Source organism: Phytoactinopolyspora endophytica, from assembly GCF_004138495.1.
GTDB classification, from domain to species: Bacteria; Actinomycetota; Actinomycetes; order Jiangellales; family Jiangellaceae; genus Phytoactinopolyspora; species Phytoactinopolyspora endophytica.
The window spans coordinates 626373-629456 of record NZ_ML142849.1 but is presented as its reverse complement, the minus strand read 5'-3'; the positions used below and the strand labels follow the sequence as shown (position 1 = coordinate 629456).

Here is a 3084-nt window from a genome sequence, read left to right as displayed (position 1 = left end):
TGGAGGCCGTGGCGGCCACCGGGACTCCCGCGCTGGTGATGTCGTACTGGAACCCGATCGACCGTTACGGTGTGGAGCGCTTTGCCCGTGACCTCTCCGCCGCCGGGGGAGCGGGGGCGATCACACCCGATCTCATCCCTGACGAGGCGGACGTGTGGCTCCCCGCGGCGCGTGCACACGACCTCGACACAGTGTTCCTGGTGGCGCCGTCGTCGACGGACGAGCGGATCGCGCTGACCACCGAGGCGTGCCGTGGCTTCGTCTACGCCGCATCCACGATGGGCGTCACCGGTACCCGTGACGAGGTGGGGGAGGCCGCCGCCGACCTGGTGGCTCGCACCCGCGAGACAACTCAGGTGCCGGTCGCCGTGGGACTCGGCGTCTCCAACGGGGACCAGGCCGCGCAGGTGGCCGCCTTCGCCGACGGCGTGATCGTCGGTTCCGCCTTCGTGCGCTGCCTGCTGGACGCGACCTCGCCGGCCGACGGATCGCGGGCGGCGGCCAAACTCGCGGCGGACCTGGCCGCGGGCGTACGGCGACGCTGACCGGTTCGGTTTGAGGGAAATGCGTCATTCCTCGCAAACGTCTCGGTCGTCGTGGCCGCGCCGGACGGCGACCAGGATGTGACCTATCTGTGATTGTCCCTATGGAACTCGCCCGGACGCGGTGGAAGTTGTACCGTCGTCGGTGGTCTTCGAGGCCCACGGCGGCCATCACACGCCGTGCGGTGAGTCCACAGGGTTGATGTCATTCGGAAAGGCAGTCGATGAGCAGCAAGAAGGCAGAGGCCCGGGAACGGGTCAAGGCCATGCGCGAGGAGCAGGCGCGTAAGGATCGCGCCAAGGAACGCATCATGCGGTTCAGCATCGCTGGTGCGGTGCTGGTTGCGGTGGCGATCATCGCCGTGGCGGTGATCAGCAATGACGACGGCGATGACGACGTCGTGGCGGACACCGTGCCGGCGGCCGTCGAGGGCGAGCACGACGGCATCCTGGTCGGTGACCCGGACGCGCCGGTGACCATCGAGAGCTGGATCGACTTCCTGTGCCCGCACTGCCGGGAGTTCGAGCAGCTCAACGGCGAACAGATCGACGAGTGGGTGGACTCGGGCGAGGTCAACGTGATCAACTACCCCGTCACGTACACCGGGCAGACGAACTCTCAGCGGGCGAACAACGCGTACGCCTGCGCGGTTGACGAGGGCATGGGCGACGAGTTCCACGACGCCCTCTTCGCGGAACCACAACAATGGACCAACAACTCGCTGGTCGACCTGGGGGACAGCATCGGGGTCGGCGGTGACTTCGAGAGCTGTGTCCGCAACGACACCTATGACAGCTGGTCCTCGTCGGTCACCGCGGCAGCGAACGGCGTCGAAGAGGTCACCGGCACTCCCAGCGTCTTCGTCAACGGCGCGAAGGTGGATGACTGGTCGCCGCAGAACCTGGCCGCCGCGGTGACGCAGGCTGCGGCCGAGGGCGGCGAGGAGCCGGCAGAGGGCGGCGACGACGAGCCCGCGGAGGACGACGGCGAGGACGGAGCCGACGGTGAGGACGGAGCCGACGGCGACGCCGCTCAGAGCGACGAGGACACCGACGCGGATGATGACTAAGACCGGCCAAGCCGATACTGTCTCCTCGTGAACGCGATCTTGCCGGCCACGGCGCCGTCTATGCTGCCAGCCTCGATTCCCAGCCCCGACCAGGAGGTCTGGCACATCGGGCCGGTTCCGCTGCGCGCCTACGCGCTGGCGATCGTGGCCGGCATCATCGTCGCCGTCTGGATCGGCAGTCGTCGCTGGGTGGCTCGGGGTGGCTCGCCCAACGCCGTCGGCGACATCGCGCTGTGGGCCGTGCCGTTCGGCATCGTCGGTGCGCGGATCTACCATGTCATCACCGATAACCAGCTCTACTTCGGCGCGGACAGCCGGTACGAGTGGTACGAGGCGTTCTACGTCTGGCAGGGCGGGATCGGCATCTGGGGCGCCATCTCCGGGGGCGCCCTGGGGGTATGGATCGCCTGCCGCCGCGCCCGGATCCCGTTCTTGGCCATGGGAGATGCGCTGGCCCCTGGGATTCTGATCGCGCAGGCGATCGGGCGCTGGGGCAATTACTTCAACCAGGAGCTGTACGGCCGCCCGACGGACCTGCCATGGGGACTGGAGATCGCCCCTGCCGAGCGGCCGGAGGAGTACCGGGGCGATCCGGATGTGCTGTTCCATCCGACGTTCCTGTACGAGTCGCTGTGGGCGTTGGTGGTCGCGCTCATCCTGATCTGGGCGGACAACAGGTTCAAACTCGGTCATGGCCGCGTGATCGCGCTGTACGTCGCGGGGTACACCCTGGGACGGAGCCTCTTCGAGTACCTGCGTATCGACCCGGCCAACGAGATCCTCGGGCTGCGGGTCAACCAGTGGGTGTCCGCCATCGTGTTCGTCGCGGCCGTGATCCTGTTCTTCGTCTCCGCGCGGCGTGCTCCCAGTCGTGAAGCGCCTGAGACGTTGCTCGGGGTATATGCCGAGGACACCCCGGCCACATCCAGCGACGACGCAGCGCCGGACGACGACGCAGCGCTGAACGACGATGGCGAGCCGGGCGATAGCGCGGGCGCGGACGACGACACGGACCCGGACGACGACACGGACCCGGACGACGACACGGGCCCGGATGGTGACGGCGAGCCGGGCGATAGCGCGGGCCCGGGCGATGACGCAGAGCCGGACGACGACGCTTCAGGCGGCGGATCGGATGACGATCCCGCCACGATCGCCGGCGACGATGCGGCCTTGTCGGGTAACGACACGCCGGGACGCGCCCGGACGTCGGCGAGTGGCGCCGGCGCGAAGAGGGCAACCGAGCGGCCCGGGACGGCCTCGCTGGGCGATCTGGTGCGCGACGAGTCGCATCAGAAGGGTGCCGAGCGCGAGGAGTGAGGCGGCAGCGGCCACGGTCCGGCCACCTCGCCGATGACCAGGCATGATGTGGTTAACGGAGTGTGTCCAATAGCTCCTATCCGTGTGAATGCTGTACAGTCTCAGTGGCGCGGTGCATCAAGATCACCCCGGCTGGGTTGATCAAGATGGAT

General features: G+C 68.2%; 3 protein-coding genes. All 3 read left to right on the top strand.

Annotated elements, in window-relative coordinates; all coding sequences use genetic code 11:
- Window positions 1-545: tryptophan synthase subunit alpha (gene trpA, locus ELR45_RS02745; RefSeq protein WP_240759098.1), on the top strand; the 545-nt coding region annotated here is incomplete at its 5' end.
- A 221-nt stretch (window positions 546-766) separates the two neighbouring features.
- Complete coding sequence (locus ELR45_RS02740; protein WP_129663198.1) at window positions 767-1612, top strand: DsbA family protein; 846 nt, start codon at window positions 767-769, stop codon at window positions 1610-1612.
- A gap of 27 nt (window positions 1613-1639) precedes the next feature.
- Window positions 1640-2932, top strand: coding sequence for a prolipoprotein diacylglyceryl transferase (lgt, locus tag ELR45_RS02735; RefSeq protein ID WP_240759097.1), 1293 nt, complete (start codon window positions 1640-1642; stop codon window positions 2930-2932).
- Window positions 2933-3084: the final 152 nt, after the last annotated feature.

Coding starts and splice junctions, on each gene's coding strand:
- ELR45_RS02740 (WP_129663198.1), top strand. CDS start 767: ATGAGCAGCAAGAAGGCAGAGGCCCGGGAACGGGTCAAGGCCATGCGC.